Source organism: Kitasatospora sp. NPDC093558 (genome assembly GCF_040683475.1).
Classification (GTDB): Bacteria; Actinomycetota; Actinomycetes; order Streptomycetales; family Streptomycetaceae; genus Kitasatospora.
In genome coordinates, this window is the sequence record NZ_JBFBDY010000983.1 from 1 (window position 1) to 1828 (window position 1828).

1 protein-coding gene is annotated in these 1828 nt (G+C 77.6%); it reads left to right on the forward strand.

Annotation, left to right across the window (positions count from 1 at the left end; all coding sequences use genetic code 11):
* Positions 1-302: 302 nt before the first annotated feature.
* A partial coding sequence (locus tag AB0O00_RS37645; RefSeq protein ID WP_363659194.1) for a hypothetical protein occupies positions 303-1828 on the forward strand: 1526 nt, incomplete at its 3' end.

Genomic DNA, 1828 nt, shown 5'->3' on the forward strand with positions numbered 1-1828 from the left:
ACGACCTGGCCGGCCTGCTCGCCGTCCCCGGAATCACCGAGGCGCTCGGGGCGCTCGCCGCGCCGCCCGCCGACGGGCCGTCGCCGCAGGCCACGGCGTAGTCCGCCCCGGGCGGGCCCGCGGTCCGCCCGGACGACCTCCGGGCGGCCACCGGACGGCCGCCGGTTCTGCGCCGACGGCGGGCTCTGATAGGAATGACCACGGCCGGGAACAGCCGCGGACCCCGGCGGCGCGCCACCGGGCGCGCGCCCGGACCCACCCGGACACCGACCGCGGACGCACCAGAGCGGGGGGCTCAACAGTTGACCCAGGACGGCCAGTTCGACCACCAGTTCGGCGGCCGGTTCGACGACCGGTCCAGCGCGGAGGCCAACCCCTTCGCCGGCGCGGAGCAGGTCAGTGCGACCCTCGCCACCCTCACCGACGCGCTCTTCGACGAGCCCACCTCGCGTCACCCGGTGGCCTCGCTCACCCCCCGGCCAGGGTCCTCGGAGCAACACCCGGCCGCCGAAGCCCTGTTCGCCCTGCCGCTGGCACCCAACGGGCCGGTACACGGCGCCGTCGACCGGCTCGGCACCGTCGTCACCGCCGGCACGGCCCGCCCCGGCACCGGCGCTCCGATCGCCGAACGGGCCACGGCCGCGCTGCTCGCCCGTTACGGCGGCGGCCCGGTGCGCGGCGCGGACGCCGGCCAGGGCACCGCATCGGCCGGACTGTTCCAGCTGCCCGTCACCGGCGAGATCGCCGACCCCAAGCTGCGCCCGCCGTTCGCCCCCGCGCTCGCGGCGCTGGCGGGCGGTCAGCAGACGCGGCTGCCGGTCGAGCTGGCCACCGGCGCCGGCACCGAGGTCCGCCTGGTCGTCCCGCCCGGCTTCCACCCGCTCACCTCCCCGGGGGGCCCCGCGGGCGTCTCGGCCCGATCGGTGCCGCCGCTTCCCAACACGCCGTCCGGGCGCGGCGACGAACGGGCCGCCGTCGCGGCCGCCGACGAGCTGGGCGGCCACCTGGCCGAGGTCGCCGAGGAGCTGTTCAGCGCCACCGGCCCCGGCCCGCGCCGCGACTTCGCCGTCATCGCCGCCACCCTCGCCGACGTGGTCCACGCCTCGGGCGCGGTCTACGCGGGCGTCTGCGCCCTGGAGGCCGACGGCCGCACCACCGAGGCCACCCTCGTCGTCTCGCTCGCCCGGCACCCGCTGCCGATCACGGCGCTCGCCACCGAACTCGCCACCGTCCGGCGGCACGCCGAGGTGTGGACGGTCCTGCTGCCGGCCGGGCCGGCCGCCGTCCTGGTCGAGGGCCGGACCGTCCCGGTGCCCGGGGCGCTGGCGGTCGACGGACAGCGGCGCTGGGTGGTCACGTCGGTCGTCGAGGCGTTCGTCCCGCTGCCGGACGGCGTGTCGGTGCTCTGCGTCCAGCTCTCGACGGCACAGCCGGAGGACTGGGAGCTGTACACGGAGGCGTTCGCGGAGCTGCTGAAGAGCGTCCAGTTCGGATGGGACGGCACGCCGGGCGTGCCCGTGTCCCTGCCCGCCGCGTACGAGCGGGAGGCGGCCGTGCCCGCCACCACGCCGGTCCCGGACTTCAATCCGTTCGCCGAGCTCGCCGCCACGGCGGTTGCGGACCCGGCGGTTGCGGACACGGCGGTTGCGGACCCGGCGGGCGCCCAGCCTCAGCCGGACTTCAACCCGTTCGCGGCGATCGCCGACGCACCGGTCGAGGACGAGGACCCGGCCCTCCGGGGCACGCCGGTCATGGTGCCCCCGCCGGACTTCAACCCCTTCGCGCCGGAGACCCTCCCGCCCCTGCCTGAAGAAGCGTCGGCCGACGC